Source organism: Micromonospora sp. DSM 43699, from assembly GCF_055517075.1.
The window spans coordinates 83,627-104,573 of record NZ_JBTMMT010000009.1 but is presented as its reverse complement, the minus strand read 5'-3'; the positions used below and the strand labels follow the sequence as shown (position 1 = coordinate 104,573).

Annotated in this window: 16 protein-coding genes; 6 read left to right on the top strand and 10 right to left on the bottom strand. The window is 72.4% G+C overall.

Annotated elements, in window-relative coordinates:
• Positions 1-48: 48 nt before the first annotated feature.
• The 3 genes from AC0AIB_RS07365 to AC0AIB_RS07355 all read right to left on the bottom strand — a co-directional run bounded on the left by AC0AIB_RS07365 (position 49) and on the right by AC0AIB_RS07355 (position 3,076).
• The gene (locus AC0AIB_RS07365) at positions 49-1,011 is read right to left on the bottom strand and encodes a gluconeogenesis factor YvcK family protein (protein WP_465096277.1); all 963 of its coding nucleotides are present in this window, start codon (positions 1,009-1,011) and stop codon (positions 49-51) included.
• Positions 1,008-1,916, bottom strand: coding sequence for an RNase adapter RapZ (gene rapZ, locus AC0AIB_RS07360; RefSeq protein WP_328344962.1), 909 nt, complete (start codon positions 1,914-1,916; stop codon positions 1,008-1,010). Before rapZ ends, AC0AIB_RS07365 begins: the two co-directional genes overlap by 4 nt.
• A gap of 260 nt (positions 1,917-2,176) precedes the next feature.
• Complete coding sequence (locus AC0AIB_RS07355; protein WP_465096276.1) at positions 2,177-3,076, bottom strand: hypothetical protein; 900 nt, start codon at positions 3,074-3,076, stop codon at positions 2,177-2,179.
• Positions 3,077-3,098: 22 nt separating this feature from the next.
• Between AC0AIB_RS07355 and AC0AIB_RS07350 the strand changes: the two genes are divergently transcribed.
• Positions 3,099-3,335, top strand: a complete 237-nt coding sequence (locus tag AC0AIB_RS07350; protein WP_465096275.1) for a hypothetical protein — start codon at positions 3,099-3,101, stop codon at positions 3,333-3,335.
• Positions 3,336-3,464: 129 nt separating this feature from the next.
• Positions 3,465-5,309 (top strand): DNA helicase RecQ, encoded by a 1,845-nt coding sequence (gene recQ / locus AC0AIB_RS07345; RefSeq protein ID WP_465096274.1) that lies wholly within the window; start codon positions 3,465-3,467, stop codon positions 5,307-5,309.
• Positions 5,310-5,377: 68 nt separating this feature from the next.
• On the opposite strand, the gene uvrC is transcribed toward recQ, so the two are convergent.
• Positions 5,378-7,318 carry an excinuclease ABC subunit UvrC gene (gene uvrC, locus AC0AIB_RS07340; RefSeq protein WP_465096273.1) on the bottom strand — a complete coding sequence of 647 codons (1,941 nt, stop codon included), beginning with the start codon at positions 7,316-7,318 and terminating at the stop codon, positions 5,378-5,380.
• Between the two features lie 10 nt (positions 7,319-7,328).
• On the bottom strand, positions 7,329-8,687 hold the full coding sequence (locus AC0AIB_RS07335; RefSeq protein ID WP_465096272.1) for a jacalin-like lectin: 1,359 nt from the start codon (positions 8,685-8,687) through the stop codon (positions 7,329-7,331).
• A 212-nt stretch (positions 8,688-8,899) separates the two neighbouring features.
• On the opposite strand from AC0AIB_RS07335, the gene AC0AIB_RS07330 reads away from it, so the two are divergent.
• Positions 8,900-12,178, top strand: coding sequence for a penicillin acylase family protein (locus AC0AIB_RS07330; RefSeq protein WP_465096271.1), 3,279 nt, complete (start codon positions 8,900-8,902; stop codon positions 12,176-12,178).
• A gap of 53 nt (positions 12,179-12,231) precedes the next feature.
• On the opposite strand, the gene AC0AIB_RS07325 is transcribed toward AC0AIB_RS07330, so the two are convergent.
• From AC0AIB_RS07325 to rsgA, 3 genes are all read right to left on the bottom strand, one after another.
• Positions 12,232-12,696, bottom strand: coding sequence for a Rieske (2Fe-2S) protein (locus AC0AIB_RS07325; RefSeq protein WP_328344947.1), 465 nt, complete (start codon positions 12,694-12,696; stop codon positions 12,232-12,234).
• Positions 12,697-12,883: 187 nt separating this feature from the next.
• Positions 12,884-15,829: an excinuclease ABC subunit UvrA gene (uvrA, locus tag AC0AIB_RS07320; RefSeq protein ID WP_328344945.1), complete on the bottom strand. Its 2,946-nt coding sequence runs from the start codon at positions 15,827-15,829 to the stop codon at positions 12,884-12,886.
• Between the two features lie 265 nt (positions 15,830-16,094).
• Positions 16,095-17,174, bottom strand: a complete 1,080-nt coding sequence (rsgA, locus tag AC0AIB_RS07315) for a ribosome small subunit-dependent GTPase A (protein WP_328344943.1) — start codon at positions 17,172-17,174, stop codon at positions 16,095-16,097.
• Between the two features lie 178 nt (positions 17,175-17,352).
• Between rsgA and AC0AIB_RS07310 the strand changes: the two genes are divergently transcribed.
• Positions 17,353-18,072 (top strand): maleylpyruvate isomerase family mycothiol-dependent enzyme, encoded by a 720-nt coding sequence (locus tag AC0AIB_RS07310; protein ID WP_328344941.1) that lies wholly within the window; start codon positions 17,353-17,355, stop codon positions 18,070-18,072.
• Positions 18,073-18,079: 7 nt separating this feature from the next.
• The gene (locus AC0AIB_RS07305) at positions 18,080-18,733 is read left to right on the top strand and encodes an MBL fold metallo-hydrolase (protein WP_465096270.1); all 654 of its coding nucleotides are present in this window, start codon (positions 18,080-18,082) and stop codon (positions 18,731-18,733) included.
• A 102-nt stretch (positions 18,734-18,835) separates the two neighbouring features.
• On the opposite strand, the gene AC0AIB_RS07300 is transcribed toward AC0AIB_RS07305, so the two are convergent.
• A complete protein-coding gene (locus AC0AIB_RS07300) occupies positions 18,836-19,510 on the bottom strand; it encodes a class I SAM-dependent methyltransferase (RefSeq protein WP_442930789.1) in 675 nt (224 codons plus the stop codon).
• Positions 19,511-19,704: 194 nt separating this feature from the next.
• Here AC0AIB_RS07300 and AC0AIB_RS07295 point away from each other — a divergent pair, with 194 nt between their 5' ends.
• Entirely contained in the window at positions 19,705-19,908 is a 204-nt protein-coding gene (locus AC0AIB_RS07295; protein ID WP_091237353.1) for a cold-shock protein, read from the top strand.
• A 136-nt stretch (positions 19,909-20,044) separates the two neighbouring features.
• Here AC0AIB_RS07295 and AC0AIB_RS07290 read toward each other — a convergent pair whose 3' ends face one another.
• A complete protein-coding gene (locus tag AC0AIB_RS07290; RefSeq protein ID WP_465096289.1) occupies positions 20,045-20,893 on the bottom strand; it encodes a hypothetical protein in 849 nt (282 codons plus the stop codon).
• Between the last annotated feature and the right edge of the window lie 54 nt (positions 20,894-20,947).

The following is a 20,947-nucleotide window of genomic DNA, read 5'->3' as shown; positions in this document are numbered from 1 at the left end:
CCCCCTCACGGACCGGTACCGGCGTGTCGCCGGTGATTACGTACGTGCTTAACGATCGGCGCCCAGGACAGGCACCAGTGCGGCAGCCAGGGCGGCCGGATCGTGACGGGACGTGCCGTCGTCGACGGCGACCGGGGCGAGGACCAACCGGGCACCAAGCGATTCTGCCGCACGCCCGACCGGTTCCGGGTCACCCACCGCCTTGGAGTCGGCCACCACGTAGTCCACGGTGAGCTGCGGAAGGTACCAACGCAGCGCGGCCAGGTGGTCGGCCACCGAGAGGCCCAGGGTCTCCTGCTCGGCGGCCAGGTTGAGGGTGACCAGCCGCCGGGCCGGGCTGGTCACGATCGCCTCGGCCAGCCCCGGCACCAGCAGGTGCGGCAGTACGCTGGTGTACCAGCTACCCGGGCCGAAGATCAGCCAGTCCGCGTCGCCCACGGCGGCCACCGCCTCCGCGCAGGCCACCGGGGTGTCCGGGGTCAGCCGCAGCGCCTCCACCGTGCCTGTGGTCACCGCCACCTGATGCTGGCCGCGCACGGTGCGTACCTCGTCGGGGTGGGCCGGGTCGACGCCGCGGACCCGGGCCTCGATGTCCACCGGCTGGGCCGACATCGGCAGCACCCGGCCGACCGCGCCGAGCATCGCCCCGGCGTGTGCCAGCGCGGCGACCGGGTCGCCGAGCTGCTCCATCAGGCCGCAGAGCACCAGGTTGCCCACCGCGTGCCCGGCCAGCCCGTCCCGGGTGTCCCCGGCGAACCGGTGCTGGAACAGCCCGGCGCTGCGTCGGGTGGCCGGATGGTCCCCGGCCAGCGCCACCAGGGCCTGCCGCAGGTCACCCGGGGGCAGGCCGCCGCGTTCGGCGCGCAGCCGGCCGCTGGAGCCACCGTCGTCGCCGACGGTGACCACCGCGGTGATGTCCAGGTCCAGTTCCCCGGCGCAGTGCCGCAGCGCCCGCAGCGAGGCCGACAGGCCGTGCCCCCCACCGAAGGCGACCACCGTCCTGGCCGTCATTCCCGCCCCAGGTCCCGGTGCTGCGCGTTGGCCGCCAACCCCGACTGGCGCAGCCGCTCGGCCAACTCCTCGGCGATGGCCACGCTGCGGTGCTTGCCGCCGGTGCAGCCGACGGCCACCGTCAGGTAACGCTTGCCCTCCCGCTCGAACCCGGCGGTGGTGGCGTTGACCAGGTCGGCGTACGAGGCGACGAAGGCGTCCGCGCCCTCCTGCCCCAGCACGTACGCGCTGACCGCCGCCTCCCGACCGGTGTGTTCCCGCAGCTCCGGCACCCAGTACGGATTCGGCAGGAAGCGGGCGTCGAGCACGAAATCGGCGTCCGGCGGCAGGCCGTACTTGAAGCCGAAGGAGAGCACGGTCAGCCGCAGCCGACGGGCGTCCTCCCCGCCGAACAGCTCCTCGACCCGGCGGCGGAGCTGGTTGACGTTGAGGTGGCTGGTGTCGATGATCACATCGGCCTGGTCCCGGGCCTCCTCCAGCAGGGCCCGCTCGACGGCGATGCCGTCGGCCAGCCGCCCCTCGCCCTGCAACGGGTGCGACCGGCGGACGCTCTCGAACCGCCTGATCAGCACCTCGTCGTCGGCGTCGACGAAGACCACCCGGGGCGAGAAACCCCGGTCCTTCAGCTCCCGGATCGCCCCGGCCAGGTCGGTGGAGAAGGCCCGCGACCGCACGTCCAGCACCATCGCGGTACGCCGGGCCGCGCCGCCGGCCTTGACCGCCAGCTCGGCCATGTCCAGCATCAGCGCCTGCGGCAGGTTGTCCACGACGTAGTAGCCGACGTTCTCCAGGGCGCGGGCCACCGTGCTGCGGCCACCACCGGACAGGCCGGTGACCACCACCAGCGTGGTCTCCGACTCGGCCGTGCCCTCGACGTGCCCGCCGACTGTCCGCGCCTCGCTCATCCCACCGCTCCCGATTCCGTGGCGGCGAGCCCCGATGGGTCCCGTGCCGCACAGGGTCAGTCGACGACTCTATCCCGGTCGGCGACGTCGATCCCCGCACGCCCGGCGGCGGGTCGCCCGACGGGTGCGGCCCGGCGGTCGACCGGCACCCGGGCGTTGTTCCGCGCAGACTGGTATGCCTGTCCGGCATATTTATGCCGGACAGGCATACCAGTCTCCGAGAGAAGTGCCGCCGCTCGAAGGCGACAGGGTCACGACCGTCAGCGGCGGTTGCGCAGCGCCTTGACCCGGTCACGACCGAGCACGCCGAGGTAGTCCCCCGGCTCGTCGAGGCAGGAGTCGACCTCGGCCGCCCCGATGACCTCCGCCAGTCGGGCGGCCAGTTGGTCGGGGTCCGGCCGCACCTGCTCACAGAGCTGGACGTGGACCGCCCGCAACGCGCCGCCGATCTCGGCCGGCTCCTCCTCGTACGTCTCCCAGGCGTCCCAGAGGTAGCCCGCGAGCCCGTCCCAGGCGCGGGCGGCCCGCTCGACCAGCACCAGCGTCTCCTGGGTCGGCGGCCGTTGGGCGAGCACCTCGACCTCCTCGACGATGGCCCGGCCGGCCTTCTCCACGTCGTGCAGGTCCCACCGGTCGCCGCTGGTCGCCTCGCGGGCCAGGCTGTCGATCGTCCGCCGGATGTCGTCCAACTCGGCGGCGGTGAGGGGCGCGAGCTGGCCGGCGTGCGCCCGCAACCTGTGCTCCAGCACGCGATCCGTGGCGGCCCACTCGGCGACCAGCGCGGCCAGCCGGCGGGCGGGGATGCCGCGCGCGAGTTCGACCAGCTCGGTGAGCCTGGGATCGACTTCCACGGCCGACGGCGGGGTGGCCGCCGAGGACCACGAGAATCCGTCTTCCAGGGCAGCGGCGGTGAGGGCCACCGCGTACCCGCACACCTCCGCACCGGCTGGGCAGTCGCACTCGACGGTGAAGCCGTCCGCCGTCACCCCCACCCAGACCTCGTACGGCGGTTGCCCGGTTTCCCGGATCACGCAGGAGGCTCCCCCGCCGACCGCCACGATCTCCGTCGGCTGACCGGCTGCCCGGAGCTTGTCCGCTTCCGCGCAGGCCACAGACCCGGCCTCGTCCCGGAGCGCTTCGATGTCGATGCGTACCGCCATCCGGCCATCTAACCGGGTATGGGTGACGCCGCCGGCATCAGGGCGGGGGCTGCCCGGCGAACGGGTCAGCCGTGCAGGCCCCGCCGCAGACCGACGGCTGCTGTTCCGGGCCGATGCCTGGAACCACGTCGAGCCGGTCTTCTGCGGCCGGATCGGCCCCGACGGCGAGGTCCGCATGGACGTCACCGGTCACCCCGGCTTCCACAGCGCGGCCGGCCTCGGCGGACCCTGCTGGGGCGAGGGGGACAGCTCCGGGTGACGGTGCCGGGCAACGGGTGGCTCCGGCGAGGGGACGACTCAGGGCGACGGGTGAGGCTGCGGGGCGGGCGGGACGGGTCCAGGGGGCGTCGTGGACGGCGTTGTCGGGGCGGGCTCGTAGACTCCCCGGATGGCCTCCCCCACCGAGCTGCGCGCCTCCGACGCCCTCGACGTGCTCCGCCGGGTCTTCGGCTACGACGCCTTCCGGGGCTTCCAGCAGGAGATCATCGAGCACGTGGTGGCCGGCGGGGACGCCCTGGTGCTGATGCCCACCGGTGGCGGCAAGTCGCTGTGTTACCAGGTCCCGGCCCTGGTCCGGGACGGCGTCGCGGTGGTCGTCTCCCCGCTGATCGCCCTCATGCAGGACCAGGTCGACGCGCTGACCGCGGTCGGCGTACGCGCGGGCTTCCTCAACTCGACGCAGGACTACGCCGCCCGGCGCACGGTCGAGCAGGCGTTCGTCGCCGGTGAGCTTGACCTGCTCTACCTGGCCCCCGAGGCGCTGGGCACCCGGGGCGTGCAGCAACTGCTCGACCGGGGCCGCATCGGTCTGTTCGCCATCGACGAGGCGCACTGCGTGTCCCAGTGGGGGCACGACTTCCGCCCCGACTACCTGGCCCTGTCGATGCTGCACGAGCGGTGGCCGGCGGTGCCCCGGATCGCGTTGACCGCGACCGCCACCAGCGCCACCCGGGCCGAGATCGCCACCCGGCTCCAGCTCACCGAGGCGAAGCACTTCGTGGCCAGCTTCGACCGGCCCAACATCCAGTACCGGATCGTGCCCAAGAAGGAGCCCCGCAAGCAGCTGCTGGCCCTGCTGCGCGACGAGCACCCGGGCGACGCCGGCATCGTCTACTGCCTGTCCCGGGCCTCGGTGGACAAGACGGCCGAGTTCCTGGTCGCCAACGGGGTCGCCGCGCTGCCCTACCACGCCGGCCTGGACTCGGGCACCCGCGCCGCCAACCAGCAGCGTTTCCTGCGGGAGGACGGCCTGGTCATGGTCGCCACGATCGCCTTCGGGATGGGCATCGACAAGCCGGACGTCCGCTTCGTGGCCCACCTCGACCTGCCCAAGTCGGTCGAGGGCTACTACCAGGAGACCGGGCGGGCCGGCCGGGACGGGCTGCCGTCGACGGCGTGGCTCGCCTACGGCCTCCAGGACGTGGTGCAGCAGCGCAAGATGATCGAGACGTCCGACGGCGACCTGGCCCACCGGCGTAACCTCGCCACCCACCTGGACGCCATGCTGGCGCTCTGCGAGACGGTCCGCTGCCGCCGGGTGCAACTGCTCGAATACTTCGGCCAGCCCGGCACGGCCGACTGCGGCAACTGCGACACCTGCCTGACCCCGCCGGAGACCTGGGACGGCACGGTGGCCGCGCAGAAGCTGCTCTCCACCGTCTACCGGCTCGACCGGGAACGCAACCAGCGCTTCGGCGCGGGGCACTGCGTGGACATCCTGATCGGCAAGCAGAACGACAAGATCAGCCAGTACGGCCACGACGCGCTGAGCACCTTCGGCATCGGCACCGAGCTACGCGAGGCGGAGTGGCGCGGGGTGGTCCGGCAGCTGCTCGCCGAGGGGCTGTTGGCGGTCGAGGGCGACTACGGCACGCTGGCGCTCACCGAGGCCAGCGCGGAGGTGCTGGCCCGCCGCCGCACGGTCACCATGCGCCGGGAGCCGGAGAAGGTGGCCTCGACCCGGTCGGCGAAGCCACGCGGCGCAGCCACCGTGGTCGCGGAACTCTCCCCGGCGGCCGGGTCGCTGTTCGAGCGGCTGCGCGCCTGGCGGGGGGCCACCGCCAAGGAACAGGGCGTGCCAGCGTACGTGATCTTCCACGACGCGACGTTGCGGCAGATCGCCACCGACGCCCCCGCCTCGTTGGCCGAGCTGTCCCGGATCAGCGGCGTCGGCGAGAACAAGCTGGCCAAGTACGGCGAGTCCATCCTCACCGTCCTCGCCGACCAACCCTGACCGCACCGCTCCCACCCGATAGAACGGATCGAGCTCCCTGCCCCGGCCGATCCGGCGAGCGGGCGGGATCAGTCGGCCGTGGCGGGAGCGGGGGTGCCGTCGAGGGCGGCGAGGATCGCCTCGGCGGTGCGCCGGCCCACCCCGGGCACCTCGGTGATCTCCTCCACCGTGGCGGCGGAGAGCCGTTTGAGCGAGCCGAAATGCCGCAGCAGCGCCTTGCGGCGGACCTCACCCAACCCGGGGACGGTGTCCAGGGCCGATTCGGTCATCCGCTTGGAGCGGCGCTGCCGGTGGAAGGTGATGGCGAACCGGTGCGCCTCGTCCCGGACCCGTTGCAGCAGGTAGAGCCCCTCGGAGGTGCGCGGCAGGATGACCGGGTATTCGTCGTCGGGGAGCCAGACCTCCTCCAGCCGCTTGGCCAGCCCGCACAGCGCCACGTCGTCGATACCCAGCTCGGCCAGCGCCTGGGCCGCCGCCGCCACCTGCGGGGCACCGCCGTCGACCACCACCAACTGCGGCGGGTAGGCGAACTTCCGGGGCCGGCCGGTGGTCGGGTCGATGCCGGGACGGTCGGGGTCGGCGGCGGTCTCCTCACCCAGCTCACCGGTCTCGGCGCGGGCGTCGAGGTAGCGGGCGAAACGGCGACGCAGCACCTCGGACATCGCCGACAGGTCGTCGGTGGCCCCCCGGACGATGAACCGGCGGTATTCGCTCTTGCGCGGCAATCCGTCCTCGAAGACGACCATGCTGGCCACCACGTCGGTGCCCTGGATCTGGGAGATGTCGAAGCACTCGATACGCAGCGGTGAGGTGCGCATGTCGAGCGCCTCGCTGATCTCGTCGAGCGCCTTGCCGCGGGTGGTGAGGTCGCCGGCCCGCTTGAGCTTGTGTCGGGCCAGGGAGTCCTTGGCGTTGCGGCCCACCGTCTCCAGCAGGGTCCTCTTGTCACCGCGCTGGGGCACCCGCAGCGACACCCGGCTGCCCCGGCGGGCGCTGAGCCAGTCGGCGAGCGCCTCGGCGTCGCCCGGCAGCTCGGGGACCAGCAGCTCCCGGGGGACGTCCGCCTCGCCCTGCTCGCCGCCGTAGACCTGGGTACAGAAGTGGTGCACCAGGTCGCCGGTGGTCAGCTCCTCGGTCTTCTCCACCACCCAGCCACGCTGGCCGCGTACCCGGCCGTCGCGGACGTGGAAGACCTGCACGGCGGCTTCCAGCGGATCGTCGGCGAAGGCGACCACGTCGGCGTCGGTGCCGTCGCCGAGCACCACTGTCTGCTTCTCCATGGCCCGGCGCAGGGCGGCCACATCGTCGCGCAGCCGGGCCGCGCGCTCGAACTCCAACTGCTCGCTGGCCTCGGTCATCTCGCGTTCGAGGCGGCGCACCATGCTGTCGGTGCGGCCGGCCATGAACTCGCAGAAGTTGTCGACGATCGCCCGGTGCGCGTCGGCGGAGACGGTGCCCACACAGGGCGCGGAGCACTTGCCGATGTAGCCGAGCAGGCACGGGCGGCCCACCTGGCCGGCCCGCTTGAACACCCCGGCGGAGCAGGTGCGCGCCGGGAAGACCCGCAGCAGCAGGTCGAGCGTCTCGCGGATCGCCCAGGCGTGCGAGTACGGCCCGAAGTACCGCACGCCCTTACGCTTCGCGCCCCGCATGACCTGCAACCGCGGGTATTCCTCGTCCAGCGTGACCGCCAGGTACGGGTACGACTTGTCGTCGCGGTACCGGACGTTGAACCGGGGGTCGTACTGCTTGATCCAGGTGAACTCCTGCTGCAGGGCCTCGACCTCGGTGGCGACTGTCATCCAGTCGACCGACTCGGCGGTGGTGACCATCTGCCGGGTCCGCTCGTGCAGACCCAGCAGATCGCCGAAGTAGGAGTTGAGCCTGCTGCGCAGGTTCTTCGCCTTGCCGACGTAGATCACCCGGCCGGTGCCGTCACGGAACCGGTAGACCCCGGGGGACTCGGGGATCGTGCCGGACGCGGGACGGTAGGTCGAGGGATCAGCCACGGCACCGAGACTATCCGTTGCCCCCGACACTCCAGATCACGCCGAGCTGGTCGACCTCGGTGCCGCTGCGGCCGAAGAAGCCGGCCAGCCGACCACCCGGGGGCGCGGTGAAGGTGACCGCCGCAGAGGTGGGCGTACCGGTGGCGAGGGTGCGGCCCTGGTCGGTGCCGAGCCGGGCCGAGAAGATCCGGGTCCGGCCGTCCTTCTGGCCCTGGGTCAGGGTGACCTGGGTGATCCGCTCGCCGGGGGCCAGGGTGAGGCTGGTCTCGGTCCCGCCGGTGCCGCCGTGGCGCAGCTGGCCGCCGTCGGCGAGGTCGACCCCGACGGCGTCGAGCCGGGAGCCACCGCGCAGGGTGACCCGGGTGACCGCCGGGCCGACCCGGTCGGCGTCGGTGAACGGGTCACCGTGCGGGCCGCCCCAGGTGTCGCTGGCCCGCAGGTCGGGGGCGAGGGTCCAGTCGAACCAGGCGGCGTGCGGGTAGTGGTCCGACAGCGGCCCGCCGGTCGGGGTGAGGAACCGGGCGTGCTCGTTGTGGTAGCGGTTCAGGGTGAGGTTCACCAGCTTGTTGCTCCGGTAGAGGATCTTGTCGACCACCTCGCAGCTGTCCGTCACGTTGGCCGGGTCGCAGACCAGCGCCGGGTCACCGGCGGCCGGCGGCTGGCCGCCCCGCTCCTGCTGCACCCAGACGTCGGTGAGGCCGTTGGCCGCCACCAGGTCGCGGATGTTGTCGCCGGTACGGGTGTAGCGGACGTTCAGGTCCCCCATCAGCACCACCGCGTTGCCCGCCGAGTTGGCCGTGACGTACGCGGAGAGCTGGCTCAGGTTGGCCCGCCGGGCGGCCAGGTCGGCGTCGGTGCTGCCGGCGTTCGGGTGGGCGTTGTAGAAGTCGACGAAGACGCCCTCGGCCAGCCGGATGCGGCTGGCGGTGAAGCCCTTCGGGGTGAGGCAGTCGGTGCCGTTGCAGGAGTTCCACTTCACCCGGGCGAAGTCGCTGTACTGATAGTTCGACAACGTGTTGAGGCCGCTGCCGAACGGCACGCCCCCGCTGGTCGGGGTCCGGTACGGGTGCTGGTCGGTGGCGTACAGGTCGGCGTGGTAGTTGAAGTCCTCCTGGACGTGCACGATGTCGTACCCGCCGAGCCGTTCGCCGATCGGCCGGGTGTTCGTCGCCGGGTCGCCGCTGGAGATGATGTCCGGCAGACCGGCCACGTTGTAGGTGAGCACGGAGAACGCCCCCGACGTCGGAGCGGCGGTGCCGGCAGCGGTGCCAGCGGCAGGGGCAGGGGCCGCGGACGCGGCGGCCGGCCCGGACGGGGTGAGCACGGCCGCGAGCAGCGTCGCGGACGCGAGCAGACGGACGACCTTCATCGACTGTCCAATCTGGAGAGGCAGGCCCGACGGGCTGACGCCGGGCGGACGCGGAATCGAAAGCTATCCACCCGCGCCGACCGGTTCGATACTCCCGGGCAACGATCCGGCAGCCGCGCGATGGACGTCTTCCGATATCGACGAACGGAGATTACCATCCGGTAACCGAATGTTATTCACGTAAAGATCCCCATCCTCATCGGAGGATCACCATGCCCCGTCCCCGCCCCACCCGCCGCCTGCTCGCCGGTGGCACCGCCGCCGTCGCGGTCGCCGCGCTGCTGGTCGCCACCCCCACCCCACCCGCCACCGCCGCGCCCGCCGCCGTCACCACCAGCGGGTACGCGGCCAACGACAACTGCCTCGGCGAGTGCGGCGACATCCTGCCGCCCGGCCAGAACGGCAACGCCACACTGGTCGAGGTGCTCGGCAACCAGACCCTCGGCACCCTCCCCCGGCACTCCGCCGACCAACTCGGCCGGTACGCCGACCTGGTCTACGGCTACGCCGGGCTGCGCGAGGAGCAGATCGGCTCGTTCTTCGACGACGCGTCCTTCGGTGTCCCGCAGGGGCAGGTCGAACGCGACTACTCGCCCCGCGCCGACGTGCGCATCCTGCGGGACAAGGCGACCGGCGTCCCGCACGTCACCGGCAGCACCCGGGGCGGCACCATGTACGGCGCGGGGTACGCAGGGGCCGAGGACCGGCTGTTCACCATGGACCTGCTGCGGCACGTCGGCCGGGGCACCCTCACCTCGTTCGCCGGGGGCGCACCCGGGAACCGGGCGCTGGAGCAGAGCGTCTGGCGCAACTCGCCGTACACCGAGGCGGACCTCCAGACGCAGATCGAGGCGCTGCGCGACAAGGGGCCGCGCGGCCAGCAGCTCTACGCCGACGTGCAGGAGTACATCGCCGGCATCAACGCCTACATCGGTGTCTGCATGGCCAACCGCAACTGCCCCGGCGAGTACGTGCTCACCGGCCACCTCGACGCGGTCACCAACGCCGGTGGCCCGGAGCCGTTCCAGCTCACCGACCTGATCGCCATCGCCGGCGTGGTCGGCGGGCTGTTCGGCGGCGGGGGCGGCACCGAGATGCAGTCCGCGCTGGTCCGGATCGCCGCCCGCGCCAAGTACGGGGCCACCGAGGGCGACAAGGTGTGGACGGGGTTCCGCAACCAGAACGACCCGGAGACCGTGCTGACCCTGCACGACGGGCAGAGCTTCCCGTACGGCGACGCCTCCCCGGACGCGGCCAGCGTGGTGCTGCCCGACGCCGGCTCGGCCCGGGTCGAGCCGATCTTCACCGACCCGACGGGTTCCGCCGGCACCGCCGCCGCCCACACCGGCGCGGCCCGTACCGCCGGTGCCGCCAAGGGCGGCACCACGAGCGCGGCCGGTGAGTTGGCCGCCGCGTTGTCCGGATTGACCATCAGCCCGGCGCACCGGGGCATGTCCAACGCGGCGGTGGTCTCCGCCGCGAACTCCGCGACCGGGCACCCGGTGGCGGTCTTCGGCCCGCAGACCGGCTACTTCTCGCCGCAGCTGCTGATGGTGCAGGAGTTGCAGGGGCCGGGCATCAGCGCCCGGGGGGCCGCGTTCGCCGGCCTCAACCTCTACGTGCTGCTCGGCCGGGGCCAGGACTACGCGTGGAGCGCCACCTCGTCGATCCACGACATCACCGACACCTACGCGGTGCCGCTGTGCACCACCGACGGCAGCGCCCCCACCCTGGCCGCCGACCACTACCTCTACCGGGGTCAGTGCCTGGCCATGGAGCAGCTCGCGCACGTCAACAAGTGGACCCCGACCCTCGCCGACGGCACCGCCAAGGGGTCGTACAAACTGGTCGCCTGGCGGACCAAGCTCGGCCTGGTGTCGTGGCGGGGCACGGTGGGCGGCCGGCCGCACGCCTTCACCCAGCTGCGCTCCACCTACCGGCACGAGGCCGACTCGGCGATCGGCTTCCAGATGTTCAACGACCCGGCGCAGATGGGCTCGGCGGACGCCTTCGTCGCCTCGGCCGACAACGTCGAGTACGCGTTCAACTGGTTCTACGTCAACTCCACCGAGTCGGCGTACTACAACTCCGGGCTGAACCCGGTGCGCGCCGTCGGGTCCAACCCGAACCTGCCGATGAAGGCCGAACCGGCCTACGAGTGGCAGGGCTTCGACCCGGCGACGAACACCGCCGACTACGCCCCGCTGGCCGCCCACCCCCGCTCGGTGAACCAGAACTACTACATCAGCTGGAACAACAAGCAGGCCAAGGACTTCGGCGGCGCGGACGGCAACTACAGCTTCGGCGCGGTGCACCGGGCCGACCTGCTGGACCGCCCGCTCAAGGCGGCCCTGGCCGCCGGCCGGAAGTTCGACCGGGGCTCGCTGACCGCGCTGGTCGAGCAGGCCGGCCTGACCGACCTGCGCGGGGCCGAGGTGCTCGACGAGCTGATCCGGGTACTGGAGAGCCAGCCCGTCACCGACACCGCGTCGGCCGCCGAGATCAGCCGGCTCAAGGCGTGGCGGCAGGACGGCGCACTGCGGGTGGAGACCGCCAAGGGGTCGAAGGTCTACCGGCACGCCGAGGCGATCCGCACCTTCGACGCATGGTGGCCGCTGCTGGTCCGGGGGATGTTCCGCGACCCGCTCGGCCCGGACCTCTACCAGTCGCTGATCAACGCGATCCAGGTCAACGAGTCCCCCTCCGGGCACCAGCAGGGCGACGTGTCCAACCTGCCCAGCTCGGCCAACGAGGCCCAGGCGCACAAGGGCTCGTCCTTCCAGTACGGCTGGTGGGGGTATGTCGACAAGGACCTGCGCGCGGTGCTCGGCGATCCGGTGCGCGGCGGGCCGGGCCGGGGTTTCTGCGGCGGCGGGAGCCTCACCGGCTGCCGGCAGGTGCTGCTTGACACGTTACGCGCGGCGGCAGCCACCCCGGCCGCCCAGGTCTACCCCGGCGACGCGAGCTGCACCGCAGGTGACCAGTGGTGCGCGGACGCGATCATCCAGTCGCCGCTGGGCGGGATCAAGCACGCCACCATCGCCTGGCAGAACCGGCCCACCTTCCAGCAGGTGGTCTCGTTCCCGTCCCGGCGGGGCGACGACCTGACCAACCTGGCCGCCGGCCAGCCGGTCACCGCGTCCGGCAGCGAGCTGTTCTTCGGGCCGGGCAAGGCCGTCGACTCGGACCTCGGCACCCGCTGGGCGAGCAGTTGGGCCGACGACCAGTGGCTCACCGTCGACCTCGGGTCGGCCCGCCAGGTGGGTCGGGTGACGTTGGCCTGGGAGTCTGCGTATGCCCGGTCGTACCGGATCGAGGTGTCCAGCGACGGGTCGAACTGGCGTACGGCCTGGTCGACCACGGCCGGCGACGGCGGCACCGACGTGGTCGCCTTCCCCACCGAGACCGCCCGGTACGTCCGGATGCACGGCGTGACCCGGGCCACCTCGTACGGCTACTCGCTCTGGGAGCTGGCGGTGTACGCGCACTGAGCCCGACGGGACCGGCCGGCGCGGAGGGCGTCCTCCGCGCCGGCCGGCGTCGGTCAGGCCAGCGAGATCTGGTCGCCCACGACCTTGATCTCCTTGGCGGCGAGCGGGGTGGTCGCCGGCCCGCTCTTCGCCGCCCCGTCGGTGATGGCGAACGTGCTGTTGTGGCAGGTGCAGTTGATCGTCCCGCCGTCGACGTTCGACACCGGGCAGCCCTGGTGGGTGCAGATCGGGTCGAACGCCTTGAACTGCCCCGCGGTCGGCTGGGTGATCACCACCCCCTGTGCGGCGAAGACCTGACCACCGCCGACCGGGATGTCGCCGGTCTTGGCGATCGGGGTGCCCGGCCCGCCACCGGTGGTGGCCGCCGGGGCACCGCTGGCCGGGGCGGCTGGCCCGTCGTCGGAATCGTCACCGCCGCAGGCGGTCAGGAGGACCGACGCCCCCACCGCGCCGGCCCCGGCCAGCAGGGCGCGTCGGGTCTGCGTACCGGCCCCGGTCACCGCCTGATCGTCGTTCATCTCCGGCCTTTCTCTCGGCTGCCGCAGCGAAAGTCGTCGACCTTCGCAGCCCTGCTGGACACACGCACGGCGGTGCCCGACGGTTCGCCCCGGCCCGCCACCAACGCATTCGGACGGCTGACCATATCGGACGGTCGCGCGCCGCGAGGGTCGGGAAGCCGACCGGGGACCGGCGCGTACCGTCGGCTCAGCGCGCCCCGGCCGGCACCTTGCGGGTACGCGCCTTCGGCGTGGTGCCGTTGGCCCTGGCCGCCCGGGTGACCGCCGCCTTCGCTCCCCGGGGCTCCCCGTCGAGCTTGAGCATCGGCCGCAGGAACTGGCCGGTGTGGCTCTCGGCGACCTCGGCGACCTCCTCCGGGGTGCCGGTGGCGAGCACCATGCCGCCCCGGTGACCGCCCTCCGGACCCATGTCGATCAGCCAGTCGGCCGTCTTGATCACGTCGAGGTTGTGCTCGATGGTGATCACCGTGTTGCCCTTGTCGACCAGGCCCTCCAGCACCATCAGCAGCTTGCGGATGTCCTCGAAGTGCAGGCCGGTGGTGGGCTCGTCGAGCACGTAGACCGTCCGGCCGGTGGAGCGCTTCTGCAGCTCGGAGGCGAGCTTGACCCGCTGTGCCTCGCCGCCGGAGAGCGTCGGCGCCGGCTGGCCCAGCCGCACGTAGCCCAGGCCCACGTCGTTGAGCGTCCGCAGGTGCCGGTGGATGGCCGGGATGGCGGAGAAGAACTCGGCCGCCTCCTCGATCGGCATCTCCAGCACGTCGGAGACGGTCCTGCCCTTGTAGTGCACCTCCAGGGTCTCCCGGTTGTACCGGGCGCCCTTGCAGACCTCGCACGGGACGTAGACGTCCGGCAGGAAGTTCATCTCGATCTTGATGGTGCCGTCGCCGGAGCACGCCTCGCAGCGGCCACCCTTGACGTTGAACGAGAACCGGCCCGGCCCGTACCCCCGGACCTTCGCCTCGGTGGTCTCGGCGAACAGCTTGCGGACGTGGTCCCAGACCCCGGTGTAGGTGGCCGGGTTGGAGCGCGGCGTCCGGCCGATCGGCGACTGGTCGACGCCCACCACCTTGTCGACGTGCTCCAGCCCGGAGACCCGGGTGTGCCGGCCCGGCACCAGCCGGGCGCCGTTGATCTGGTTGGCCAGCACCGCGTAGAGGATGTCGTTGACCAGGGTCGACTTGCCCGAGCCGGAGACCCCGGTGACCGCGATCAGCTGGCCCAGCGGGAACGGCACGGTCAGGTTGCGCAGGTTGTGCTCACGCGCCCCGTGCACCACCAGCTCCCGCTCCGGCGTCTGCGGCCGGCGGCTCTGCGGCGTCGGGATCTCCCGCCGGCCCGACAGGTACGCACCGGTCACCGACTCGGGGTTGTCGAGCAGCGCCGGCACCGACCCGCTGTGCACGATCCGGCCGCCGTGCTCGCCCGCGCCGGGCCCGATGTCGACGATCCAGTCGGCGACCCGGATGGTGTCCTCGTCGTGCTCGACCACGATCAGCGTGTTGCCCAGGCCGCGCAGCCGCAGCAGGGTCTCGATCAGCCGGTGGTTGTCCCGCTGGTGCAGGCCGATCGACGGCTCGTCGAGCACGTAGAGCACGCCGACCAGGCCGGAGCCGATCTGGGTGGCCAGCCGGATGCGCTGCGCCTCGCCACCGGACAGGGTGCCGGCCGCCCGGTCCAGGGAGAGGTAGTCCAGGCCGACGTCGAGCAGGAACTTCAGCCGGGCGTTGATCTCCTTGAGCACCCGCTCGGCGATCATCTTCTGCCGGTCGGTCAATTCGATGCCGGCGAGCAGCTCGGCCGCCTCACCCACCGACAGGTTGCACACCTCGGCGATGCTCTTGCCGGCCAGGGTGACCGCCAGCACCTCGGGCTTGAGCCGGGTGCCGCCGCAGGCCGCGCAGGGCACGTCGCGCATGTAGCCCTCGTACTTGTCCCGCGACCACTCGCTCTCGGTGTCGGTGTGCCGACGCTCGATCCACTGCACCACGCCCTCGAAGCCGGTGTAGTAGGACCGCTCCCGACCGAACTTGTTGCGGTAGCGCACGTGCACCTGGTCGTCGGAGCCGTGCAGGATCGTCTTCTGCGCCCGCGCCGGCAGCGCCCGCCACGGGGTGTCGACGTCGAAGTGCTGGCTCTCGCCGAGCGCCTCCAGCAGCCGCAGGAAGTACTCCAGGTTGTGCCCGGTGGCCCAGGGTTGCAGCGCGCCCTCGCGCAGGGTGCGCTCCGGGTCGGGGACGACCAGCTCCGGGTCGACCTCCTTCTTGGTGCCCAGGCCGGTGCACTCCGGGCAGGCCCCGTAGGGCGCGTTGAACGAGAAGACCCGGGGTTCCAGGTCCTCGATCGCCAACGGGTGGTCGTTCGGGCAGGCCAGATGCTCGGAGTAGCGGCGCTCCCGGGCCGGGTCGTTCTCGGCCAGGTCGACGAAGTCGAGCAGCACCAGGCCGTCGGAGAGGCCGAGTGCGGCCTCCACCGAGTCGGTGAGCCGCTGCTTGGCGCTCGACTTGACGCTGAGCCGGTCGATCACCACCTCGATGGTGTGCTTCTCCTGCTTCTTGAGCTTCGGGGGCTCGGTCAGCGGGTGCACCACCCCGTCGACCCGGGCCCGGGCGTAGCCCTTGGCCTGGAGTTCGGCGAAGAGGTCGACGTACTCGCCCTTGCGGCCCCGGACCACCGGGGCGAGCACCATGAACCTGGTCCCCTCGGCCATCGCCAGGACCCGGTCGACGATCTGCTGCGGGCTCTGCTTGGAGATCCGCTCGCCGCAGACCGGGCAGTGCGGTTCGCCGATGCGGGCGAAGAGCAGCCGCAGGTAGTCGTAGACCTCGGTGATGGTGCCGACGGTGGAGCGCGGGTTGCGCGAGGTCGACTTCTGGTCGATGGAGACGGCTGGGCTCAGCCCCTCGATGAAGTCGACGTCCGGCTTGTCCATCTGGCCGAGGAACTGCCTGGCGTACGACGACAGCGACTCCACGTAGCGGCGCTGCCCCTCGGCGAAGATGGTGTCGAAGGCCAGGCTCGACTTGCCGGAGCCGGAGAGCCCGGTGAAGACGATGAGCGCGTCCCGGGGCAGGTCGAGACTGACGTCACGCAGGTTGTGCTCGCGCGCGCCACGGATGATCAGACGGTCGGCCACGGTACGTGTGCTCCCGAAAGAAGAATGTGAGGCGGATCTGTCCGCTCCGAGTGGGATCTGAGCGGTTTTACGGGCGCAGAAGGAACGCCTCGGCAACTCTAGCCCCGGGGTACGACAACTTCCCTCACGCGCACATTCCCCCAGCTCACACCGGTCGGGTCGACCCGCCGTCCGACCCGACCCACCCCGCGCCCGGCCCCGGCCCCGGGCAGCCCGGGTTACCCGCCGTCCGGCCCGACCCGGTCGGCGGCCCGTGTCGGGCCGGTCAGAATCCGCCCGGCAGCGGCGGCGTCGCCGGACGGGCCGGTCGCCGACGGCCACCCCGACGGCCACCCCGCCGCTCGGCGGCCAGCCGGCTCTGCCGACGACCGCTCTCGTACGCCACCTCGCGCTGGAGACGACGCCAACTCTCCCAGCGCCGGGCCGGCAGCTCCCCGCTCTCCAACGCCTCCCGCACCGCGCAGGCCGGCTCGGCGGTGTGCCCGCAGTCGGCGTACCGGCAGCCGGTGGCCAACTCGACGATGTCGGTGAACGCCCGGTCCAGCCCGGCGTGCCCGTCGAGCAGGCCGACCGCCCGGACCCCGGGGGTGTCCAGCACCGCGCCGCCGCCGGGCACCGGGACCAGTGCCCGCCAGGTGGTGGTGTGCCGGCCCTTGCCGTCGACGCGTCGGATCGCCTGGGTCGCCATGACGTCCGCCCCGACCAGGGCGTTGACCAGGCTCGACTTGCCCGCACCGGAGGGGCCGAGCAGGGCCAGCGTACGACCCGGCGCGACAAGTGGACGCAGCGGTTCCAGGCCGGTTCCCCGCTCGGCGCTGACCGGCAGCACCGGCACCCCAGGGGCCACCGCGGCGAGTTGCCGGGCCACCGCCTGCGGATCGGCGGCCAGGTCGACCTTGGTGAGTACCACCAGCGGCTCGGCCCCCGACTCGTGGGCCAACGCGAGCAGCCGTTCGATCCGGGCGGTGTCCGGCTCCGGGTGCACCGGTTCGACCACCGCCGCGGTGTCGAGGTTGGCGGCGAGCACCTGCCCGCTGGCGTCCTTGCCGGCGGTCCGGCGGATCAGCGCGGTACGCCGGGGCAGCACCGCGTCGACGGTCACCGGGCCGTCCGGCCAGCTGGCCAGCAGCACCCAGTCGCCGGCGCACGGCAACGCGGTCAGGTCACGGGCGGCGGCGGCCAGCACCGCCGGGCCCAGGCTGGCCCGGACCGGTCCGTCCGCGCCGAGCACGGTGCACGCCCCCCGGTCGACCCGGGTCACCCGGCCGGGCCGGCGGTCCGGACGCCGCCGCGCGTACGCCGCCCGCTCGGCGTCCAGGCCGAGGGCTGTCAGATCGATGGTCATGTCATCCTCATCGGGGTCGGAGCTGGTCATGGCGCAACACGCGTACTGCGACCGGCATGATCACCACCCCCGTCCGTCGTCCCGGTACCGCGTCCAGGCCGACGGTAGGCCGCGCACCGACGCGCCGAAAGCGAATTCCCCGGCGGCGCAACGCTCCCGGGACCGCTAGGGTCGTGGCGTGACCACGGATCCATTGCTGTTGACAGGTGAGGTGGACGACGCGACCGACCGGCTGCTGCACACCGCGGCCGGGTTCGACGCGGCGGCCGTCGCGGCCCCCTGCCTGCTGCCCGGCTGGACCCGCGGCCACGTGCTGACCCACCTGGCCCGCAACGCCGACGGGTTCGTCAACCTGCTCACCGCCGCCCGCACCGGCGAGGACATCCCGATGTACGCCAGCGCCACCGCCCGGGACGCCGACATCGCCGCCGGTGCCGGTCGGCCACCCGCCGAACAGGTGGCCGACCTGCGCCGCAGCGCCGACAGGTTCGCCGAGGCGGTGGCCGCCATGCCGGTCGAGGCGTGGCGCGCCACCGTGCAGACCCGACGCGGCCCCTGGCCGGCCGCCATGCTGGTCTGGGGCCGGCTGCGCGAGCTGGAGGTGCACCACGTCGACCTGGGTGCCGGCTACCGGCCGGCGGACTGGCCGGCGGCGTTCGCCCAGCACCTGCTGCACGAGGTGGCCGGCGGGCTCGCCGACCGGCCCGACGCGCCGGCGATGGTGCTGCGGCCCGCCGACGGCAACCGGCCGGAGCTGGTGGTGGGCGACCCGGCGGACCCCCCACTGGTCGCCGGCCCCGCCGCCGAGCTGGCCGCCTGGTTGATCGGCCGCAGTAGCGGCGACGGGTTGACCGTCACCCCGGACGGTCCCCTGCCGACCCCACCGGAATGGATATAGACCGCCCATGAGCTACACCGGAGACGTCACCCACGGCGGCCCGCCCGCCGTCCGGGAGCTGGACCGCCTCACCGTCACCAAGCTGTCGGTCGGCCCGATGGACAACAACGCCTACCTGCTGCGCTGCCACGACACCGGGGCGCAGGTGCTCATCGACGCCGCGAACGAGGCGCCCCGGTTGCTCGACCTGATCGGCGACGCCGGGCTGGCCTCGGTGGTCACCACCCACCGGCACATGGACCACTGGGTGGCCCTGGAGGAGGTCGTCGCCAAGACCGGCGCCCGCGCCCTGGTGCACACCGACGACGCCGAGGGACTACCGATCGCGGCAGAGACCCTGACCGAGGGTGACACCGTCGCAGTGGGAGACCAGACGCTTGAGGTGATCCACGTCAAGGGGCACACTCCCGGCTCGGTGGCGCTGCTCTACCGCGATCCGGCCGGCACCCCGCACCTGTTCACCGGGGACTCGCTGTTCCCCGGAGGCGTGGGGAACACCGACCGGGACCCGGAGCGCTTCGGTCAACTCATCGACGACGTCGAGCAGAAGCTGTTCGACCGGCTGCCCGACGAGACCTGGTTCTACCCGGGGCACGGCGCAGACAGCACCCTCGGCGCGGAGCGGGCGTCGCTGCCGCAGTGGCGGGCCCGCGGCTGGTGACGGCGCGGCGACGGTCGGCCCGGCCGGTCGACGCCGTCCCCTCCCGGTCCACGCCGACGCCGCCCCTCCCGGTCCACGCCGACGCCGCCCCTCCCGGGCCGTTCAGCGGGGTCGCAGCACCTGCACCCGACGGACCTGGGAGTCGACGGAGGGTTCGGTGGTCGGCACCGGATAGCTGGCCACCACCTCCAGCACGTCCGGCGGCAGGTGCCCCCTGTCCGGGTCGCCGACCAGCACCTGCGTTCCGCCCTCGGCGGCCCGTCGCAGGTACGGCAGCACCCGTTCAGCCAGGTCCCGGTCATAGAGCACATCCCCGGCGACCAGCAGATCGGCGGGCGTTCCGTCGTCGTCGAGCAGGTCGCCCTGGCGGGCGAGCACCCGTACCCGGTTGGCCCGTGCGTTGACGGTCACCGCCGCCACCGCGTACGGGTCCACGTCGTTGGCGACGACCTGGGTGGCACCGGCCAGCGCGGCGGCGATGGCGACCAGCCCGGAGCCGGCGGCCAGGTCGAGGACCCGACGGCCGGCGGCCAGGTCGGGGTGGTCCAGCAGGTGCCGGGCGAGCGCCTGGCCGCCGGCCCAGGCCGACGCCCAGAACGGCGGCGGCAGGGTATGGCCGGCCGCCGCCTCCATCCGGGCCCACCAGACGATCGCGTCCTCGGCGAGGTGCAGCCGCACCTCGGGCACGAACGGCGTGGGCACCAGCCGGAGCCGGTCCAGCCCCTCACCCGGCGCGTCGATCTCCCGCTCCAGCGCGGTCAACGCGGCGGTACTCAGTCCGTTCACCGGTCGAGTGTGCCGGAGCCGACCAGCCGACGGGCGGTATTCCGGCACCGCCCGCGAGTTTTCCGTTGAATCTTGCGGCACTTCAGCAGGCAAAAACCGGGCCGGCCGGTTACTGTCGGGGCAGTACAGGGCGACCAGCCGCCGCAGTGGTGGAGGGTCACCCGTTGTAAAACAGGGAGAGATGCATGGCAACCGGCACGGTCAAGTGGTTCAACTCGGAAAAGGGCTTCGGCTTCATCGAGCAGGACGGCGGAGGCCCCGACGTCTTCGTCCACTACTCGGCGATCGCCAGTAGCGGATACCGGGAGCTGCAGGAGGCCCAGAAGGTCGAGTTCGATGTGACCCAGGGGCAGAAGGGTCCGCAGGCGGAGAACGTCCGCCCGCTGTAGGTCCGTGCCGGTGGCGGCGGCCGTGGGCCGCCGCCACCGAGCGCTTTCCCGCGGTCACCCGCCGCTCTCACCACTCCGGCACGGACCGCTGCTGCGGGTGTGCCGACGGCGGACGGGGTGCCCACGGGCTCGGCCGTCAGGCGACCAGCCGCTTGGCCAGTTCGTCAGCGACCTGCTTCGCGATGGTGGGCGGGATGGCGGCGGCGATCTTGTCCGGGGCGAGTCCGGCCAGTACGCCGGTGACGATCGCCGGCTCGTCGGTGAAATCCTTGTTGGCCAGCACGGTCTGCACCGAGGTCAGCTGGGTGCCCAGCGACTTCAGGGTCGGGTGCGAGACCACCAGGTCGGGGTTGGTGTGGTCCTCGCCCGTCGCCATCCGGGTATAGATCTGACCCACCGGGTTCCGGCCGTCCAGGACGGTGAGGTTCCGGTGGACGGTTTCCAGCCAGGCGTGCTCTTCGGGTGTCATGTCAGTGCCCTCCAGTAGTCCGATGCCGGTCAGGTAGCGCCGGAACAGCGGGGTCTGGTCCCGTCCGGCCTTGGTCGAGTCGCGGAAAAAGCTGACGTGGGTGTGCCACAGGTGCGAGTCGTCGCCGGAGCTGCGCCGGCCGAGCCGGTCCCAGCGCCGCACGACCTTGCCGTCCGGGCTGTAGATGATCTCGCGGATGTCGCGGCTGTCCCCCGTGTTCGCCCGGCACTGGGCGACACACCACTCGGAGAACGTCCGCAGGTTGTGGGTGGCACCCCCGGACCACACGCTGAACGTGCCGACGTCCAGTGCCGAGGCGTAGAGGGTGAGGCCGGTGGAGTCCCGGGTGGACTCCACCACGGAGTAGTCGTTGGCCACCACCCGGTCCGAGCCGGTGTGGTAGCCACCCCGGTGGGCCGGATCACCGACGATCCCGACCGAAGCGGGATCGAGCCCGCTGATGGTGTCGAGCAGGAGCCGGCGGACGGCGAGCAGATTGGTCGGAGCGGTTGTCATGACGTCCCGTTTCTGCGGCCGGGCCAGCGGCGTCGGCTGCTTCAGCGCCAACCA

Bases quoted from the DNA above. Each gene is read 5' to 3' on its own strand.
- AC0AIB_RS07365 (WP_465096277.1), bottom strand. From the start codon at position 1,011: ATGACGGCCAGGACGGTGGTCGCCTTCGGTGGGGGGCACGGCCTGTCG.
- rapZ (WP_328344962.1), bottom strand. From the start codon at position 1,916: ATGAGCGAGGCGCGGACAGTCGGCGGGCACGTCGAGGGCACGGCCGAG.
- AC0AIB_RS07355 (WP_465096276.1), bottom strand. From the start codon at position 3,076: ATGGCGGTACGCATCGACATCGAAGCGCTCCGGGACGAGGCCGGGTCT.
- recQ (WP_465096274.1), top strand. From the start codon at position 3,465: ATGGCCTCCCCCACCGAGCTGCGCGCCTCCGACGCCCTCGACGTGCTC.
- AC0AIB_RS07335 (WP_465096272.1), bottom strand. From the start codon at position 8,687: ATGAAGGTCGTCCGTCTGCTCGCGTCCGCGACGCTGCTCGCGGCCGTG.
- AC0AIB_RS07330 (WP_465096271.1), top strand. From the start codon at position 8,900: ATGCCCCGTCCCCGCCCCACCCGCCGCCTGCTCGCCGGTGGCACCGCC.
- AC0AIB_RS07325 (WP_328344947.1), bottom strand. From the start codon at position 12,696: ATGAACGACGATCAGGCGGTGACCGGGGCCGGTACGCAGACCCGACGC.
- rsgA (WP_328344943.1), bottom strand. From the start codon at position 17,174: ATGACCATCGATCTGACAGCCCTCGGCCTGGACGCCGAGCGGGCGGCG.
- AC0AIB_RS07305 (WP_465096270.1), top strand. From the start codon at position 18,080: ATGAGCTACACCGGAGACGTCACCCACGGCGGCCCGCCCGCCGTCCGG.
- AC0AIB_RS07295 (WP_091237353.1), top strand. From the start codon at position 19,705: ATGGCAACCGGCACGGTCAAGTGGTTCAACTCGGAAAAGGGCTTCGGC.
- AC0AIB_RS07290 (WP_465096289.1), bottom strand. From the start codon at position 20,893: ATGACAACCGCTCCGACCAATCTGCTCGCCGTCCGCCGGCTCCTGCTC.